The following is an 18,148-nucleotide window of genomic DNA, read 5'->3' as shown; positions in this document are numbered from 1 at the left end:
CTCACCACGTCCAGGCTGCGCGAGTGCTCATCCGCCAGCGGCTACCCACCAGGAGTCTGCCGCACCCACCAGCCAACTCCCAGAACTCATTAGGCTGACCACAACCCGCGCTGACCTAAGCCCGCGTGGGTTCGGGTGGAGCCGGGGCCCGCCGCTGGCCGGCCCCGGCCCCAACTCCTTACCGCACCTTGTAGATCTGGAACGTCGCGGCCGGGTAGCGGACCGTCTCGCGCAGTTCCAGGCACGGCTCGTTGAGCGGTTCCACGGTCAGCAGGTACCGGGCCTGGTGCTGGCGGAGGAAGTCGCCGCACGGCTCGGTGGTGATCTCGAAGTGGTCGGAGGTCCCCAGCGCGTACGTGGTCGGCACGTTCTGGGCGGGATCCCGGTTGAACACGAACCAGACGTGGGCGTAGCGGTTGTAGATGAAGTCCTGCTCGCCCTGCGGGTCCGCCGTCCGCCACAGATCCAACTGCGGGTAGCCGTAGACGCCGGACAACGAGCGGGCGCCGTTCATGTAGGCGAAGTTCTGCACCCCACCCGACTCGATGGCCCAGGAGGCGTCGGGGTCTTCGGCCTCGATGGCTCGGATCGACTCCGCCAGCGGCGTACGCGTCAGAACCTCGGTGCCGCGGTACAGCGGGTGGATGAACGCCGTCATGGCGACCGAGAAGACCAGCAGAACGGCCGCGCCCCAGGCGAACCGCTTACGCAGCAGCAGGAACACGACGAGCGGGATGGGGATCAGTGACAGGACCAGGCCGCGATCCTGCATGTAGTCCGGGAAGGCCCGCTCCACGTGCAGGGTGAGCAGCGCCTGGGCGAGCAGCACGACGAGGGTGTACCCGATGACGAGCTTGCGGCTCGGCAGGCCCATGCGCTCGTCGAGCAGTCGCCGCACGAACAGGATCACCCCGACGAAACTGAGCAGACCGATGCCGATGAGCAGCCGTGCGTGCGGCACCAGGTTGAGGAACAGGATCTTGCCGAGCAGTTCCTGGTGGGGGACGAACAGCCAGACCAGGAACCCCAGCAGCGTGATGCTGACCAGCAGCAGTGGCCAGTCGATGGTCCGCTGGGCACGGTACAGCTTGATCAGCAGGAACACGCTGGGCACTACCAGGAACGGGAAGACGAGCAGGAAGTTGGAGTTCTCGCTCTGGTTGCTCATCACCTTGTAGAGCTCGGCCTTGGCGGAGAACTGCAGGTTGAGACTGGTGTGCCCGGAGAAGAGGTGCACGAAGGCGAAGTTGCCGCTCTCCACGACGCGCTTACCCGGGTAGGCCGTGTTCTGGATGGTCTCGATGACTGTCATCCGGGTCGCGACGAAGGCACCGATCAGGGCGCCCGCGACCGCCAGCGACGCGACGACGACGCCCAACTGCCGCAGCAGCAGCCGGCCCGGTAGCGCACGACGCTGCTCGATCAGGAAGCCCACGGCGAACGGAGCCACCGCCAGGGCGCAGGCCACCTGGAACGGCGGGTAGAGCACGAGCGCGAAGCAGGTGAGCACGTACGCCAGGAGCGCACCCCAGCCGACGGTGGTGAGCAACCGTTTCGACCGCATCAGGAGGATGAGCGCCGTGCCCGCGAACAGGGCGTAGTACATCGACGACAACGTGACGTACTGGTACCACCACTGGGCGAACGGGCTGAAGAACAGGGCCAGCCCGAGCCCGGCGGCGAACCATCGTTGCCCGGGCATCAGCGCCAGCACGAAGAAGTAGCAACTCAGGATGAGCAGGTAGCCCATCAGCCACCATTTGAAGGCGAACGCGTAGTCGAACGGCAGCACCAGGAAGGCCAGGTTGTGCGGCTTGAAGACCGCCGACCACTCCTTGTACGGGACATCCCTGATCAGGGAGATGTCCTCCCCCTGCCCGACATTCGGGTTGATCCGGGGGTAGTTGGCGGCTTCCTGGGCGACGGTGATCTGGGTGTTGACGTTCCACTCGTCGGCCCGGATTCCCTGTGGATTGTTGAACAGGAGGTCCGGGTCCGGCTGCGTGCCGTAGAACATGGTGTGCACCATGCCCACCGAGGAGCCGTTGATCTGCAGGGCCGTCAGCCCCAGCAGAACGACCGTGAGCAGGGCCGGAAAGAGCCAGATGCCGCGGACGAACCTACCGCCGGCACGCGTGGTCCGGCCACGGGGACCAGTGTCGTCGTTCATTGGGGCCATTCTTTTCAGGGGGTTGTTGAGAGGTCGCGCGGTCAGTGACTGTGGGCGGCGCTGTCTCGCCCGGCGGCCCGCTGCCGGCCTGGCACCAGGTCCCGCAGGGCCCAGGGCGGTGCCCCTGGACTGCCTGCGGCACCCAGGCTGACCGCCAGGAGCAGGACGGCCACGGCGCTCAGCCACAGCCACACGTCGAAGAAGAAGATCTGCGCGGCGAACCCGACCATGATCAGTCGACCGGCCAGCGACCGGGAACGCCGGAACAGCGCCAGCAGGAGACTGAGCAGGCTGAGCAGTCCGACCAGGCCGAAGTTGTGCCAGATGGTCAGGTAGGTGTTGTCGAAGACCTGCGCCTGCCCGTCCCCGATCCCGACGTCCTCCAGGTAGCGCACGCTGGACTCCGGGCCGTTACCGAAGATGACCGTGGACCAGTCCCGGGTGATGCCGTCCCAGGCGACGGCGATGCGTTCGAAGCGGGCGCTCGCGCTGGCCGATCCCACCGGGTCGGACATCCGTGCTCCTGCCACGCCGACCGAGTCCACCGAGGATGTGGAGGGACTCGGCGACGGCTTGGTGCCCGGTTCGGTCGGGCTGACCCAGGTCGGCGGCGGCTCGGACGAGCCGACCCGGAAGGTCGACGGATTGACCGCGACGGCGGCGAAGGCGACCACGGTGATGATGGCCCCGGCGGCCACGCCACGCCAGGCGATCCTCCGCACGTTCAGGAGCAGCCAGATCCCGAGCGCGAGGGCGGTGCCCACCCAGGCGCTGCGCGTGCCGGACAGCACCAGCCCGATGAGGTTGGCGGTGAAGGGGATGTACCAGTACCTGCCCCGGATGGTCAGCGCCACGAGCGCCATGGCCATGGCGAAGGACCCGTAGACGATCGGGTGACCGAAGAACCCGGCCGCCCGGGTCGGGTCGAACACGGACGTGTACGTCCAGTCGTACGCGAACTGGTCGAAGAGCGGCCAGGTGCCGGTGAGGGTCTGGTATTTGGCGAGCGCGGCCACGGCCACGCTGACCCAGGTGAACACCTCGGCGATGCGCAGGATCAGCTTCGGGTCACGGCGGGCCTCCTCGACGAGGTGCCAGACCAGCACGCCGATGCACAGCAGTGGCGCGACGCCGACGACCACCGGCTTGATGCCGTGCCAGTGCAGCACGCCCGCGAGGACGGCGCAGAACGGGAGCAGCAGTGCCGCACCGATCCGTCGCGGCGGCCACCCGTCCCGTTCGGCGTGGTGCAGCCGCCCCCAGCCGGCGAGGACGAAGAGGAGCAGCAGCAGCGTGTACGACGGGTTGGTCGGGTAACCGAGGTCGATGGTCACCGGGACCATGAAGGCCACCACGAAGATGGCCCAGGTGATCCGGACCGGCTTCAGCAGCACCCACCCCAGCAGGGCACCGGCGCCGATGGCGAGCGCGAGGTCCCACCTGCCGAGGACCAGGAACGCCACCGCCACCAACAGCAGGCACAGGGCGACGAAGCGCGCCGGGCGCCCCAGGCTGTTGAACCAGTCAGTCACCATGTGCACCGTGCGATCGTACGGAGCAGCCGTCGTCAACGGACGACGGCCTCCATCGCCGTCGCCGCCCAGAGCGGGTCGTGGCACGCGGGGCCTCAACTGTACCGGCGCCACAGGTCTCGCAGCGCCTCCCAGTTGCCCGCGATGCCGGCCTCACAGGGCGTCTCGATGACCAGGACGCCGTTGGAGTCGTCCCGATTCCACCAGAGGCCGCAGTACGTCCCGGTCTCGACCCGGAACGCGTACTCCACGTAGCTGCCGGGCACGCCGGTCTTGCCGCCGGTCGTGCGGGTCGCCTCCTTCAGCCCCGGGGCGAGCGTCCCGGCAGCGAGGTTCAGGTCCTGGCGGTGGGCGCGCGCCGCATCCCGCTGGGCCTGTTCCCGGAAGAGCACGAAGTGCAGTTGCAGTGCCCCGTCCGGGCAGTAGACGTGGCGCTCCTCGTCCGGTGGCAGATCCGGGCCGCCGTCGTCGTTGTAGACCACGCAACCGCTGACGTCGGGCAGCCATGGTTCGCCCAGCGGTGCCAGCTCGCCGACGAACTTCGCCTTGTTGATGGAGGCCTGGGTCGCCCGGAAGGGCGAGAGGGCTGTGGTTTCCGACGGCGCCTTCTCCTCGTCACCGGACCCGCCGAGGGCGTACCCCAGGGCACCGGCGACGAGGGCGATCGCCAGGCCACCGGCGACGAGGGGGAGCCAGCCGCGGCGCTTCCGGACGACCTGGACCGGCGCGATCCGCCGGCCGGGCATCCCGAACGGTTCACGGTCGAGCGGGACCGGCACGCCGGACGAGGGGGCCGCCGAGACCGGCGCGGACCACGGTGCCTGCGCGTACAGGGCGACCTGCTGGGTCGTCTCGGCCAGCGCGCCCGGGGCGGCGTCACCCGCCGGGCCCTGGCTCCAGGCACCCGTCGACACCGGGGTGCCGCTCACCGGGGCGGTGGAGTCACCGAGCGACACGGTGGCGTCCTCGGCCCGGTAGTCCTGCTGAAGGAGTCGGAACAGTCGCTCCGGAACGTCCGGCTGGTCGCCCGCGTACGCCACCCACGGGTTGGTCGAGGTCAGGTCGGCCTCGGCGTAGGGGTGGCCGCCGGGCGCCTGGGCCAACATCCCGACGGCCTGGGCGAAGACCTCGCGCCAGCGTGGGTCCGTCGCCGCCGGCCCGTCCAGCACGACGACTGTCGCGGGGCGTTCCTGTCCGTCGACGGCGGCCCATGCCTTTCCCACCAGAGACCCGCCGAGTACGCGGGTGAACCTGTAGGGACTTTCCGGCTGCATGGGCGCTCCTCCGTCGTCTCGCCGAGCGGATAGTACCGATGACCTCCGAGTCCGGACTGCCCCGTCAGCACGTGCCCTCGCACACCCTCCGGACGGCGCGGAACCACACCGTGACGTCGGAGGACGCCGCCTTGCCAGGTGAAAGATTCCATGCATAGAGTCGGCCCGTGAATGAAAGTGGTGCGCGCGGCACCGATCTGCTCGACCTGTTCGACGGGGTGCGGCTGACCCCCACCCAGCGCCGGATCGCGCACTGCCTCGTGCAGCACGCTTCCGCCGTGGCGTACCTGTCCGCCGCCGAGGTCGCCGAGCTGGCCGGGGTCAGCCAGCCGTCGGTCACCCGGTTCGCCGTCGCGCTCGGCCACGACGGGTACCCGGCGCTGCGCCGCCGGCTGCGGGACCTGACCGTCGCGACGCCGGCCGGGTCGGCGGACGCCGGCAACGAGCTACAGCAGGCGGTACGCGCCGAGATGGGCAACCTGGACCGGCTCGCCGGTCAGCTCGCCGACCGGGACCGGATCGCCGAGACCGGGCGGTTGCTCGCGTCCAGCCGCCCGCTGCCGGTGCTCGGCCTACGCGCCGCCGCGCCGCTGGCGGCGTACTTCGCGTACTTCGCGGCCAAGGTGCACCCGGACGTACGGGTGCTCGACGACGGCGGCAGCCTGCTCACCGACCGCCTGGAGCAGGCGGCCGAGGCCGGGGCGTCGGCCCTGCTCGCCTTCGTCCTGCCCCGCTACCCCCGGGAGACGCTGGACGCGCTCCGCGACGCCCGCGACGCCGGGCTGACCGTCGTGGCGATCACCGACTCACCGGTCAGCCCCGCCACCGAGCACTCCGACGTGGTGCTGCCGGCGGCGGTCGGCGCGCAGCTCGTCTTCGACCTGCACACCGCCCCGATGACCCTGGCCATGGTGCTGTTGCAGGCGATCTGCGACGCCGCGCCGGCCGACACCCAACGCCGACTGGAGGCGTTCGAGGCCTCCGCGGCCCGCCGTCAGTTGTTCCGCGGATGACCGGAGGAGACCCGAGATGACCCAGCCCGTCCGTGCCGCACGGGGCAGCCAGCTCACCGCCCGCGGGTGGCAGCAGGAGGCCGCCCTGCGGATGTTGATGAACAACCTCGACCCCGAGGTGGCCGAGCGCCCCGACGACCTGGTGGTCTACGGCGGCACCGGCAAGGCGGCACGGGACTGGCCGTCGTACCACGCGTTGGTCCGCACGCTTACCGACCTGCGCGAGGACGAGACGATGCTCGTGCAGTCCGGCCGCCCGGTCGGTGTGCTGCGCACCCACGAGTGGGCGCCCCGGGTGCTGCTGGCCAACTCCAACCTGGTCGGCGACTGGGCGACCTGGCCGGAGTTTCGCCGGTTGGAGCAGCTCGGCCTCACCATGTACGGGCAGATGACCGCCGGATCGTGGATCTACATCGGCACCCAGGGCATCCTCCAGGGCACCTACGAGACGTTCGCCGCGGTGGCCGCCAAGAGGTTCAACAGCACCCTGGCCGGCACGCTCACGCTGACCGCCGGCTGCGGCGGGATGGGTGGCGCGCAGCCCCTGGCCGTCATCATGAACGGCGGCGTCTGCCTGATCGTCGACGTGGACCGCACCCGGCTGGACCGTCGGGTGCAGGACCGCTACCTGGACGAGGTCGCCGACTCGCTGGACGACGCGGTACGACGGGTGCTCGCCGCGAAGCGGGACCGGCGTGCGCTCTCCGTCGGCGTGGTCGGCAACGCGGCGGAGGTCTTCCCCGAGTTGCTCCGCCGCGGGGTCGCCATCGACATCGTGACCGACCAGACCAGTGCCCACGACCCCCTGTCGTACCTGCCGGTGGGGGTGGAGCTGGCCGACGCCCGGGACTACGCGCGGGCGAAGCCGGCCGAGTTCACCGACCGGGCCCGCGCGTCGATGGCGACGCACGTCGAGGCGATGGTCGGGTTCCTGGACGCCGGCGCCGAGGTCTTCGACTACGGCAACTCGATCCGCGGGGAGGCACAGCTCGCCGGCTACCAGCGTGCCTTCGACTTCCCCGGTTTCGTGCCCGCGTACATCCGGCCGCTGTTCTCCGAGGGCAGGGGCCCGTTCCGGTGGGCGGCGCTCTCCGGCGACCCGGCCGACATCGCGGCCACCGACCGGGCCATCCTGGAGCTGTTCCCGGAAAACGAGCCGCTGGCCCGGTGGATCCGGATGGCCGGCGAGCGGGTCGCCTTCCAGGGCCTGCCGGCCCGGATCTGCTGGCTCGGGTACGGCGAGCGGGACCGGGCGGGCGTGCGGTTCAACGAGATGGTCGCCGCCGGCGAACTCTCCGCCCCGGTCGTCATCGGGCGCGACCACCTGGACGCCGGCAGCGTGGCCAGCCCGTACCGGGAGACCGAGGCGATGGCCGACGGCTCCGACGCGATTGCCGACTGGCCGCTGCTCAACGCCCTGGTCAACACGGCCAGCGGCGCGTCCTGGGTGTCGATCCACCACGGCGGCGGGGTGGGCATCGGCCGGTCGATCCACGCCGGGCAGGTCTGTGTCGCCGACGGCACCGCCCTCGCCGGGCAGAAGATCGAGCGGGTGCTCACCAACGACCCGGCGATGGGCGTGATCCGGCACGTGGACGCCGGCTACGACATCGCCCGCGACGTCGCGGGCCGCACCGGCCTCCGCACGCCCATGGCCGAGGGTGCCGCGTGAGCGCGAGGAGTGCAGCGCAGCGGAGCCCCGCAGTCGCGAACAACAGGAGCACAGCGTGACCGCGGACCTTCCCGGCCGGTTCCGGGCCCTGTGGGACGAGATCGCGCCGGTCGGGCGTGACGCCGACAGCGGCGGCTATCTGCGGTACGCGTTGACCGCGCCGGAGCGGGAGCTGCGCGCCTGGTTCCGGGCGCAGGCCGAGCACCGCGCCCTGCCGGTCACCGAGGACGGCAACGGCAACCTCTTCGCCCACTGGGGTGACCCCGAGGGTGCGGACGCGGTGCTCACCGGCAGCCACTTCGACTCGGTGCCGCACGGCGGGGCGTACGACGGGCCGCTCGGCATCGTCAGCGCGTTCCTCGCCGTGGACGAGCTGCGCGCTCGGGGCGTCACCCCGGACCGGCCGCTGGTGCTTGCCGCGTTCGTGGAGGAGGAGGGTGCGCGTTTCGGCGTACCGTGTCTGGGGTCTCGGCTGCTCACCGGGGTGCTGTCACCCGAGCGCGCGGCCGGCCTGCGCGACGCGGCCGGGGTGAGCTTCGCCGAGGCGCTCGGTGACCGGCCGGCGGGCGCCCGCCCGGAGTTGCTGGGCCGGTTCGGCGCCTTCGTGGAGTTGCACGTCGAGCAGGGCCGCGCGCTGGCCGAGACGGACGCGCCGGTCGCGGTGGCCAGCGCGATCTGGCCGCACGGCCGGTGGCGCTTCGACGTCGTGGGCGAGGGCAACCACGCGGGTACGACCCGGATGGCCGACCGCCGCGACCCGATGCTCACCTACGCGTTCACGGTGCTGGCGGCCAACAAGGAGGCCCGGCTGCGCGGCGGCCACGCCACCGTGGGCCGGGTCGCCGTCGAACCCAACGCCACGAACGCGATCCCGTCGAAGGTGACAGGTTGGCTGGACGCCCGCGCCGCTGACCCGCAGACGCTGACCGGGCTGGTCGAGGCGGTGTGGGGCAAGCTCGCCGAGCGGGCCCGCCGCGACGGTACGGTGGTGACTGTCACCGAGGAGTCGGCGACGCCGCTCGTCGCCTTCGACGGCGGCCTGGCCGAACGGCTGGCCACGCTGCTGGACGCGCCGGTGCTGCCGACCGGCGCGGGGCACGACGCCGGGGTGCTGGCCGCGCACCTGCCCACCGCGATGCTGTTCGTGCGCAACCCGACCGGGGTGTCGCACTCCCCCGCCGAGGCCGCCACCGACGACGACTGCGCCGCCGGGGTACGCGCGCTGGCCCGGGTGCTCCAGGAGCTGACATGCCGCTGACACCGACCCGCTGGCTGGCCGAGTACGCCTGGCTGCCCGAGCACGCCGAACCCACGCCCGACGTGCTGATCGAGGTCGAGGACGGCCGGTTCACGGCGGTGACGCCGCTGGCGGGGGCCGGCGGCCCCGCCGCCGGAGTGGAGGTGTTGGGAGACGCCACCCGACTGCCCGGCCTGACCCTGCCGGGCCTGGCCAACGTGCACTCGCACGCCTTCCACCGGGCGCTGCGGGGGCGCACCCACGGCGGGCGGGGCGACTTCTGGACCTGGCGGGACCGGATGTACGCCGTCGCGGACCGGCTGGACCCGGACACCTACCTGGCCCTGGCCCGGGCGGTGTACGCCGAGATGGCGCTCGCCGGGATCACCGCTGTGGGCGAGTTCCACTACCTGCACCACCGGCCCGACGGCGGCGCCTACGACGACCCCAACACGATGGGTGCGGCGCTGGTGGAGGCCGCCGCGCACGCCGGGATCCGACTCACCCTGCTGGACACCTGCTACCTGACCTCCAGCGTGGACGGTCGACCCCTCGCCGGGCCGCAGCGGCGATTCGGCGACGGCGACGCCGCCCGCTGGGCCGAACGGGCGGCGGCGTTCCAGCCGGCGGACTCGCACGTCCGGGTCGGCGCGGCCGTGCACTCGGTGCGGGCGGTCCCGGCCGACCAGCTCCGTACGGTCGCCGACTGGGCCCGGGACCGGCGGGCACCGCTGCACGTGCACCTCTCCGAGCAGCCCGCCGAGAACGACGAGTGCCGGGCCGTGCACGGGCGCACGCCCACCGCGCTGCTCGCCGAGCACGGCGTGCTCGGGCCGGGCACCACCGCCGTGCACGCCACCCATCCGACAGGCGCCGACCTGACCCTGCTCGCCGACAGCCGGACCGGGGTGTGCCTCTGCCCCACCACCGAGCGGGACCTCGCCGACGGGATCGGCCCGGCCCGCCGGATGGCCGACGCGGGCATCCGGTTGAGCCTGGGCAGCGACAGCCACGCCGTGGTCGACCTGTTCGAGGAGGCCCGCGCGGTGGAGCTGGACGAACGGCTGCGGACCCGCCGGCGCGGCCACTTCGCGCCGCTGGACCTGCTCACGGCGGCCAGCGCCGCCGGCCACGCCGCGTTGGGCTGGGCCGACGCCGGCCGGATCGCCGTGGGCGCCCGCGCCGACCTGGTGACGGTCCGCCTGGACAGCGCCCGCACCGCGGGCGTACCGCCGGTGGGGGTGTTCTTCGCGGCCACCGCCGGGGACGTCGAGCAGGTGCTCGTGGACGGCCGGGTGGTGGTGGCCGAGGGCCAACACCTGAGCGTGGACGTGCCAGCCGAGCTGTCGGCCGCCATCGAGGCGGTGATACCCGCATGAGCAGTCTGCTTGTCGACGGCATCGGGGAGCTGGTCACCAACGGTGCCGGCGAGGGTCCGCTGGGCATCCACCGCGACGCCGCCGTACTGATCGAGGAGGGCCGGGTGGCCTGGGTCGGGCCGTCCGCGTCCGCCCCGGCCGTCGACCGGCGGATCGACGCCGGTGGGGCCGCCGTGCTGCCCGGCTTCGTGGACAGCCACGCCCACCTGGTCTTCGCCGGGGACCGGGCCGCCGAGTTCGCCGCCCGGATGGCCGGTGAGCCCTACACCGGCGGCGGCATCCGGACCACCGTCGGCGCGACCCGGGCCGCCACCGACGACGAGCTGCGGGCCACCGTGCGCCGGCTGCGCGGGGAGGCGCTGCGCCAGGGCACCACGACCATGGAGATCAAGAGTGGGTACGGGCTGACCGTCGACGACGAGGCCCGCTCGTTGCGGATCGCCGCCGAGACCAGCACCGAGACCACCTTCCTGGGCGCACACGTGGTGCCCGCCGAGTACGCCGACCGCCCGGACGAGTACGTCGGGTTGGTCTGCGGGCCGATGCTGGCCGCCGCCGCGCCGTACGCCAAGTGGGTCGACGTGTTCTGCGAGCGGGGTGCCTTCGACGTCGACCACGCCCGGGCGATCCTGGCCAGCGGTCAGGCCGCCGGGCTGGGCGTACGGCTCCACGCCAACCAGCTCGGCCCCGGCGGCGGGGTGCGGCTCGGGGTGGAGCTGGACGCGGCGAGCGTCGACCACTGCACCCACCTGAGCGACGCCGACGTGGACGCGCTGGCCGGCACGGCCCACCGCGACGGGCCGGGGACCCGGACGGTGGCGACCCTGCTGCCCGGTGCCGAGTTCTCCACCCGCTCGCCCTACCCGGACGCGCGCCGGCTGCTCGACGCCGGTGTGACGGTGGCGCTGGCCACCGACTGCAACCCCGGCTCGTCGTACACCTCGTCGATGCCGTTCTGTGTGGCCCTGGCGGTCCGCGAGATGCGGATGACCCCGGCGGAGGCGGTCTGGGCCGCCACCGCCGGTGGCGCGCGGGCCCTGCGCCGCGACGACGTCGGTGTGCTCACCCCCGGCGCGCGGGCCGACCTGATCGTGCTGGACGCCCCCTCCTACCTGCACCTGGCCTACCGGCCCGGTGTCCCCCTGATCCGCCAGGTAATTCGCAACGGAGTAACGCCATGACGACCGTGACCATCCAGCCCACCGGGATCACCGCCGACGATGTTCTCGCGGTGGCCCGCGGCACCGCCACGATCGTCCTCGCCCCGGCCACCATCGAGGCGATGGCGACCAGCCGGGCCATCGTGGACGGCATCGAGTCGTCCGGCCGGCCCGTCTACGGGGTCTCCACCGGGTTCGGGGCGCTGGCCAACACCTTCATCGCCCCGCAGCGGCGGGCCGAGCTGCAACACGCGCTGATCCGCTCGCACGCCGCCGGGGTGGGTGCGCCGATGCCGCGCGAGGTGGTCCGGGCCATGATGCTGCTGCGGGTCCGGTCCCTCGCGCTGGGCCGCTCCGGGGTCCGACCGCTGGTCGCGGAGGCCCTGGTCGACCTGCTCAACCACGACATCACCCCGTGGGTGCCGGAACACGGCTCGCTGGGCGCCTCCGGTGACCTGGCGCCGCTGGCGCACTGCGCGCTGGTGCTGCTCGGTGAGGGCTGGGTCCTCGGGCCCGACGGTGAGCGGCAGGACGCGGCCGACGCGCTGAGCGCCGCCGGGCTCACGCCGATCGAGCTGGCCGCCAAGGAGGGCCTGGCGCTGATCAACGGCACCGACGGCATGCTCGGCATGCTGCTGCTGGCCATCCACGACGCGGCGCACCTGTTCGCCATGGCCGACGTGACTGCCGCGTTGGCCATCGAGGCGATGCTCGGCTCGGAGCGGCCGTTCCTGCCCGAGCTGCACGCCATCCGGCCGCACCCCGGTCAGGCGGCGTCGGCGGCGAACATCCACCGGCTGTTGCAGGACTCCCGGGTGATGGACTCGCACCGCGACGACCTGGCGCACGCCGTGCAGGACGCGTACTCGATGCGGTGTGCGCCGCAGGTGGCCGGCGCGGCCCGGGACACCCTGGACTTCGTCCGCACGGTCGCGGGCCGGGAGTTGGTGTCCGTGGTGGACAACCCGGTCGTGCTGCCGGACGGGCGGGTCGAGTCGACGGGTAACTTCCACGGCGCGCCGCTCGGGTTCGCGGCGGACTTCCTCGCCATCGCCGCCGCCGAGGTGGGCGCGATCGCCGAGCGGCGGGTGGACCGGCTGCTCGACGTCACCCGCTCCCGGGAACTGCCGGCGTTCCTGTCCCCCGACGCCGGTGTCAACTCCGGGCTGATGATCGCCCAGTACACGGCGGCCGGGATCGTCGCCGAGAACCGTCGACTGGCCGCCCCCGCCTCGGTGGACTCGTTGCCCACGAGCGGGATGCAGGAGGACCACGTCTCGATGGGCTGGGCGGCGGCCAAGAAGCTGCGTACCGTCCTGGACAACCTCACCAGCCTGCTGGCGGTCGAGTTGCTGGCCGGCGTACGCGGCCTGCAACTGCGCGCCCCGCTGGAGCCGTCACCGGCCGGCCGGGCCGCCGTCGCCGCGCTCGGCCCGGCGGCCGGCGAGCCCGGCCCGGACGTGTTCCTCGCCCCGGTGATGGAGGCGGCCCGCGCCGTCGTCGCCGGGCCGGAGTTGCGCGCCGCCATCGAACGGGAGGTCGGCCCGCTGGGCTGACCTTCGTCGGGTCGCTGTCGCCCGCCGCGGGTCAGGCGGCGGGCGGCAGGGTCCGGTCCCGCCCTCGACCAGCCTGTCGGCCGGCACTGCTAGGTTCGCCGCCGTGGATATCGAGGAGCCTGAGCTCACCGAGCAGATCCGGGACCACGTCCGCCGTCAGGTGGCGCTGGCCGAGTTGCCGGCCGCCGCGATCGTCGCCGCGACGATGGAATATCTCGCCGACGAGGCAGACCCTACGGAGATCCAGGCCCGAGCCTGGCCGGTGGTGACCGAAGAGTTGAGCGCCCACCTCGCCGCCCAGGCGCAGTGGCCAGAAATCACCGACAACGATCGGCTCACCGCGGCCTTCCGGACGCTCTCGACCGCCGGGGTGGTGGCCCGGGAAAACTTCAGCTGCTGCCAGACCTGCGGCACCACTGAGATCGGCGCCGAGATACCGCAGGGGCGCACCGCCCGGGGGTACGCCTTCTACCACCAGCAGGACGCCGAGAACGGTGTCGACGACTCGGGGGTGCACGTCGCGTACGGCCTGTTCGGGCAGCCGACGACGGCCGACATCGGCGCGGAGGTGGTGGCGGCGCTGCGCGCCGAGGGGCTGACTGTGCACTGGGACGGCAGCACCGGCACCCGGATCCGGGTCTCGTTGACCTGGCAGCGACGCCGGGTTGGTCGGCTGGCCGCGCTGCCCGTCACTGTCGACGACGACGTGGACGTCGAGATGGCGCTGCTCTCCCCGTGGACCGGGAGGTACGCCCCGACCGAGGGGCTGTCCTCGGCCGCCCGGCTCGCCGGCCTGCACCTGCCCTGGTTGCCTACCGGCGTGCGGATCCGGCTCGCCCACCGGGACGCCGCCGTCGTCGTTCGACGGGAGGGGGACGCCCTGGTGGGCGCGTACCCGGAGCAGGACGGGCGGGAGCTGACCGTCGGCCGGCACGACGGCATGGAGCTGGTCCGCCGGTTGACCGACGGATCAGCGCGGGCGGTCGCCCGACCGGCCCCGCCCGACTTTCTCGAGACGACCTACCAGCACCGCGACGACTTCCAGAAGGAGGTGCCCCTGGACGCGGCCGAGGCCTGCCTTCTGCTCCACGCGATGCGACCGCTGAGCAGGGACTTCCTGACCGCCTTCGGCCGCTCCGGCGGCTGCGTGCAGGTCGCCTGGGAGCGCGACGGACTGTGGCTGGAGGAACTGGACACGGCCCAGGCCACCTCGACCGGCCGGATCGCCACCGTAGCCGAGGCCAAACGGATGCTCACCGTCCTCGCGACGGAGGACCGCGTCGGGATCGACGAACTAGGCGGCGACCTCGTGACCAAGAGCTGGTGACAGCCGTCGGAGGTCACCGACCGCGCCGCCGCGTCCCGGTGCTGCTCAGGCGGCGGGCGGCAGCACCTTGGCGACGAGCTTGGCCAGCTCGCGCAGCGCCTTGCCCCGGTGGCTGATCGCGTCCTTCTCCGCCGGGGTCAGCTCGGCGTTGGTCCGGTCCTGGCCGTCGCCCAGGAAGATCGGGTCGTAGCCGAACCCGCCGTCACCGCGCGGCGCACGCAGCACCCGCCCGGACTGCCGACCGTCGACCAGGTGCTCCTTGCCGCCGGGCAGCACCAGCGCCACCGTGCAGACGAACGAGGCCGCCCGCTGCTCGTCGGGCACGTCGCCAATCTGATCCAGCACCAACTGGAGGTTGGCCCGGTCGTCGCCGTGCCGGCCGGACCAGCGGGCGCTGAACACCCCCGGCATCCCGTTGAGCGCGTCGACCGCGAGCCCCGAGTCGTCGGCGATGGTCGCCAAGCCGGTCTGCCGGCAACCCTCCCGCGCCTTGATCAGCGCGTTCTCGCCGAAGGTCAGGCCGGTCTCCGGCAGCTCCTCGTACCGCTCGACGTCGTCCAGCCCGAGCAGGGCGATCCGCTGCGTGCCGAGCGCGCCGTCCAGGATCCGCTGGAGTTCGACAAGCTTCTTACGGTTACGGGTGGCGAGCAGGACCTTGTTCATGCGGAAACACCTTCGTTCGCGACTGCGGGGCTCGCAAGCGCACTCGTCGCGCTCACGCGAGTGCCTTGCGCTGGGCTTCGGCCAATTCCGCGCAACCCGCCACGGCCAGGTCGAGCAGGCTGTCGAGCTGGTCGCGGGCGAACACGCCCGCCTCGCCGGTGCCCTGCACCTCGACGAAGTCACCCGCTCCGGTGCACACCACGTTCATGTCCACCTCGGCGGCGACGTCCTCCTCATAGCAGAGGTCCAGCCGCGCCTCGCCAGCGATGATTCCCACGCTGACCGCCGACACCGACCGGTGCATCACCTTCTCCGGCTTGCCGGCCAACGCCTTGCGGGAGGCAAGCCACCCCACCGCGTCGTGCAACGCGACGTACGCGCCGGTGATCGCCGCCGTGCGGGTGCCGCCGTCGGCCTGGAGCACGTCGCAGTCGAGCACTATCGAGTTCTCGCCGAGCGCCTTGAGGTCGATGCCGGCCCGCAGGCTGCGGCCGATCAGCCGGGAGATCTCGTGGGTGCGGCCACCGACCCGGCCCTTGACGCTCTCCCGGTCGGAGCGGGTGTTGGTGGCCCGGGGCAGCATCGCGTACTCGGCGGTGACCCAACCGAGCCCGGAGCCCTTGCGCCAGCGGGGCACCCCCTCGGTGACGCTCGCCGTGCAGAGCACCCGGGTGCCGCCGAACTCGACGAGCACCGAGCCCTCCGGATGGGTGCTCCAGCCCCGGGCCAGGGTCACCGGTCGAAGTTGATTGGGCCCTCGCCCGTCAGGTCGCGCCATCCCTGCACCCTATGCGGTGCGGCGATCCACCTCGCTCGCGGTGCCCCGGGGAACCTCCGCGCCGTGCACCCGGAGGAACCCGGCGACCGCCGCCGGCCAGCCGAACTCCTCGGCCCGCTCCCGGGCCGCACGCCGCCGCCGCGCCTCCGGGCGAGCCACGATGCGGCGCACCGCCTCGGCCATCGACGCGCCCGAGCCGTACGCGGCCACGCCCGCGTCGCCGACCACCTCGGGCAGCGCGCTGGCCGCGTTGACCACCACCGGGGTGCCACTGGCCAGCGCCTCCAGCCCGGCGAGGCCGAACGTCTCCACCGGGCCCGGCGCCAGCACGACGTCCGCGCTGGCGAGCAACGCGGCCACCGCGACGCGGTCCGGTAGGAAACCGGTGAACGTGACCGGCAGTCCCGCCGCCCGACGGGCCAGCGCGCCGCGCAGCGGGCCGTCGCCGGCCAGCACCAGCACCGCCGGTACGCCCATCCGGCGCAGCTCGGCGAGCGCCTGCACGGCCAACTCCGGCCGCTTCTCCGGCGACAGCCGGGCGCAGTGCACAAGCAGCAACTCGCCGGGGTCGGCGTAGCGGGCGCGCAGCCGTGGGTCGGCCCGGTCCGGGTGGAAGGTGTCCAGGTCCACCCCGAGCGGCACCAGGTCCACGTTGTCGGCGCCGATCCGGTCGAACTCCTCGGCCGCCCACCGGGTCGTGCAGACGATCCGGTCGTACGCCCGGCTGGTGGCCCGGTTGAGGCGGTCGGCGCTCGGGCGGCGCAGCGCGTCCGGCGCGCCCCACTGGCCGAGCAACCCGGTCAGCGACTCGTGCGACACCATCACCGACGGCACCCCGTGCGCCCGCGCCCACCGGCCGGTCCAGCGCAGTGACAACCGGTCGGAGACCTCCAACCGGTCCGGTGCCAGGTCGGCGAGCAGTCGGGCCAGCCGGCGTCGACCGGCGAGCAGGCGGTAACCGCCACTGCCCGGCAGCTCCGGGCCGGGCAGGGTGATCACCCGCCCCCACGGGTGCGACTCGTCGGCGGCCCGCTGGCCGGGTATCACCAGCACCGGATCGTGCCCGGCCGCCCGGTAGCCCTCCCCGAGGTGCCGCAACGCGGTCCGCAGACCGCCGGAGCGCGGGGTCACGAAGTTGGCGAGCCGCACGATCCGCAGCCCGCCCGCCGCGCCGGTCACGAGGCGGCCGGCAGGCCAACGGCGGCGGCCACGGCGCGTACCGCGTGGTAGTGCCCGATCAGCTCGTCGCCGACGGCCGCCCAGCTACGCCGACTGACCGCGACCCGGGCGGCCAACCCGTAGGCCCGCCGCCGATCGGCGTCCCCGGCCAGTTCGGCGACCGCGGCGGCCAGCGCGTCACCGTCGTTCGGCGGCACCAGCAGCCCGGTCACCCCCTGGTCGACCAGGTCGACCGGGCCACCGCTGGCCGGCGCCACGACCGGCACCCCGGAGGCCAGCGCCTCCTGGATGGTCTGCCCGAAGGTCTCGTGCGGTCCGGTGTGCACGAACAGGTCCAGGCTGGCGTAGAGCCGGGCCAGCTCCTCGCCGTGCTGCACGCCGAGGAAGGTCACCCGGGGCAGGTCCCGGGCCAGCTGGCGGCGGGCCGGGCCGTCCCCGGCCACCACCACCCGCACCCCGGGCAGCCGCGACGTCGCCGCCAGCAGCTCCACCCGCTTCTCCGGGGCGAGCCGACCGACGTAGCCGATCAGCAACTCACCGTTGGGTGCCAGCCGCTCCCGCAGCGCCGCACACCGCTTGGCCGGATCGAAGCGGACGGCGTCCACTCCCCGGCGCCACAGCCAGATCCGCTGCACCCCGTTGGCGATCAGGTCGGCGGCGGCGCGGGTGGACGGGGCGAGGGTCCGCTGCGCCGAGTTGTGGATCTCCCGGAGCCGGCGCCAGGCCGCCGCCTCACCCCAGCTCACCCGGTACGCCCGCGCGTAGGCCGCCACATCGGTCTGATAGACCGCAACCGTGGGCAGCCGGTGCCGGCTGGCCAGCGTGGCCGCCCGTGCGCCGAGGACGAACGGGCTGGCCAGGTGCACCACGTCCGGCTCGGCCGACAGCAGCGCGCCGGTCAACCGGGTGGTGGTGGGCACGCCCAACCGGAAACCCTGATAGCGGGGCAGCGGCACGCTGGGGATGCGCACCACCGGGTACGGCAGCCGGTCGAGGCCCCGCCGGCCGGCACCGGGCGGGGCGGGCGCGATGACCACCGGCTCGTGGCCCCGCTCGAGCAGGTGCTCCGCCGTGCGCACCACGGAGTGCGCGACGCCGTTCACGTCCGGGGGGAACGACTCGGTCACGATGGCGATCCGCATGCCCACACCGTGCGGGTGTCACGGGTGCGCCAGACAACCGCCCGCTGACCGGACGGCGAACAATGC

General features: G+C 73.0%; 14 protein-coding genes. 7 read left to right on the top strand and 7 right to left on the bottom strand.

What is annotated here, in order from left to right; all coding sequences use genetic code 11:
* Positions 1-178: 178 nt before the first annotated feature.
* The 3 genes from AB0B57_RS21185 to AB0B57_RS21175 form a co-directional block, all read right to left on the bottom strand.
* Positions 179-2,170, bottom strand: a complete 1,992-nt coding sequence (locus tag AB0B57_RS21185) for a hypothetical protein (RefSeq protein ID WP_357072205.1) — start codon at positions 2,168-2,170, stop codon at positions 179-181.
* Positions 2,171-2,211: 41 nt separating this feature from the next.
* Positions 2,212-3,705, bottom strand: a complete 1,494-nt coding sequence (locus AB0B57_RS21180; protein WP_357072226.1) for an O-antigen ligase family protein — start codon at positions 3,703-3,705, stop codon at positions 2,212-2,214.
* 92 nt (positions 3,706-3,797) lie between these two features.
* Positions 3,798-4,976 carry a hypothetical protein gene (locus tag AB0B57_RS21175; protein ID WP_357072202.1) on the bottom strand — a complete coding sequence of 393 codons (1,179 nt, stop codon included), beginning with the start codon at positions 4,974-4,976 and terminating at the stop codon, positions 3,798-3,800.
* A 167-nt stretch (positions 4,977-5,143) separates the two neighbouring features.
* Between AB0B57_RS21175 and AB0B57_RS21170 the strand changes: the two genes are divergently transcribed.
* From AB0B57_RS21170 to AB0B57_RS21140, 7 genes are all read left to right on the top strand, one after another.
* Positions 5,144-5,989, top strand: coding sequence for a MurR/RpiR family transcriptional regulator (locus AB0B57_RS21170; RefSeq protein ID WP_357072199.1), 846 nt, complete (start codon positions 5,144-5,146; stop codon positions 5,987-5,989).
* Between the two features lie 16 nt (positions 5,990-6,005).
* Positions 6,006-7,661, top strand: coding sequence for a urocanate hydratase (hutU, locus tag AB0B57_RS21165; RefSeq protein ID WP_357072196.1), 1,656 nt, complete (start codon positions 6,006-6,008; stop codon positions 7,659-7,661).
* A gap of 55 nt (positions 7,662-7,716) precedes the next feature.
* On the top strand, positions 7,717-8,919 hold the full coding sequence (locus AB0B57_RS21160) for an allantoate amidohydrolase (RefSeq protein ID WP_357072193.1): 1,203 nt from the start codon (positions 7,717-7,719) through the stop codon (positions 8,917-8,919).
* Positions 8,910-10,277 carry a formimidoylglutamate deiminase gene (locus AB0B57_RS21155; protein ID WP_357072190.1) on the top strand — a complete coding sequence of 456 codons (1,368 nt, stop codon included), beginning with the start codon at positions 8,910-8,912 and terminating at the stop codon, positions 10,275-10,277. Before AB0B57_RS21160 ends, AB0B57_RS21155 begins: the two co-directional genes overlap by 10 nt.
* Entirely contained in the window at positions 10,274-11,458 is a 1,185-nt protein-coding gene (gene hutI, locus AB0B57_RS21150) for an imidazolonepropionase (RefSeq protein WP_357072187.1), read from the top strand. Before AB0B57_RS21155 ends, hutI begins: the two co-directional genes overlap by 4 nt.
* Positions 11,455-12,993, top strand: coding sequence for a histidine ammonia-lyase (gene hutH / locus AB0B57_RS21145; protein ID WP_357072183.1), 1,539 nt, complete (start codon positions 11,455-11,457; stop codon positions 12,991-12,993). The genes hutI and hutH overlap by 4 nt, the downstream gene beginning before the upstream one ends.
* A 103-nt stretch (positions 12,994-13,096) precedes the next feature.
* The gene (locus AB0B57_RS21140; protein WP_357072180.1) at positions 13,097-14,320 is read left to right on the top strand and encodes a hypothetical protein; all 1,224 of its coding nucleotides are present in this window, start codon (positions 13,097-13,099) and stop codon (positions 14,318-14,320) included.
* Positions 14,321-14,365: 45 nt separating this feature from the next.
* On the opposite strand, the gene rdgB is transcribed toward AB0B57_RS21140, so the two are convergent.
* The 4 genes from rdgB to AB0B57_RS21120 are packed head-to-tail and all read right to left on the bottom strand — an operon-like array spanning position 14,366 to position 18,082.
* Positions 14,366-14,983, bottom strand: coding sequence for an RdgB/HAM1 family non-canonical purine NTP pyrophosphatase (gene rdgB / locus AB0B57_RS21135; RefSeq protein ID WP_357072177.1), 618 nt, complete (start codon positions 14,981-14,983; stop codon positions 14,366-14,368).
* Positions 14,984-15,035: 52 nt separating this feature from the next.
* A complete protein-coding gene (gene rph / locus AB0B57_RS21130; protein ID WP_357072174.1) occupies positions 15,036-15,761 on the bottom strand; it encodes a ribonuclease PH in 726 nt (241 codons plus the stop codon).
* Between the two features lie 9 nt (positions 15,762-15,770).
* Positions 15,771-16,940, bottom strand: coding sequence for a glycosyltransferase (locus AB0B57_RS21125; RefSeq protein ID WP_357072171.1), 1,170 nt, complete (start codon positions 16,938-16,940; stop codon positions 15,771-15,773).
* Positions 16,937-18,082: a glycosyltransferase family 1 protein gene (locus AB0B57_RS21120; RefSeq protein ID WP_357072168.1), complete on the bottom strand. Its 1,146-nt coding sequence runs from the start codon at positions 18,080-18,082 to the stop codon at positions 16,937-16,939. The genes AB0B57_RS21125 and AB0B57_RS21120 overlap by 4 nt, the downstream gene beginning before the upstream one ends.
* Positions 18,083-18,148 lie beyond the last annotated feature (66 nt).

The organism is Micromonospora sp. NPDC049101 (assembly GCF_040648675.1).
Taxonomy (GTDB): Bacteria; Actinomycetota; Actinomycetes; order Mycobacteriales; family Micromonosporaceae; genus Micromonospora.
Note: the sequence above shows the minus strand (reverse complement) of the source record. Positions and strands in the feature narration are given on the sequence as shown.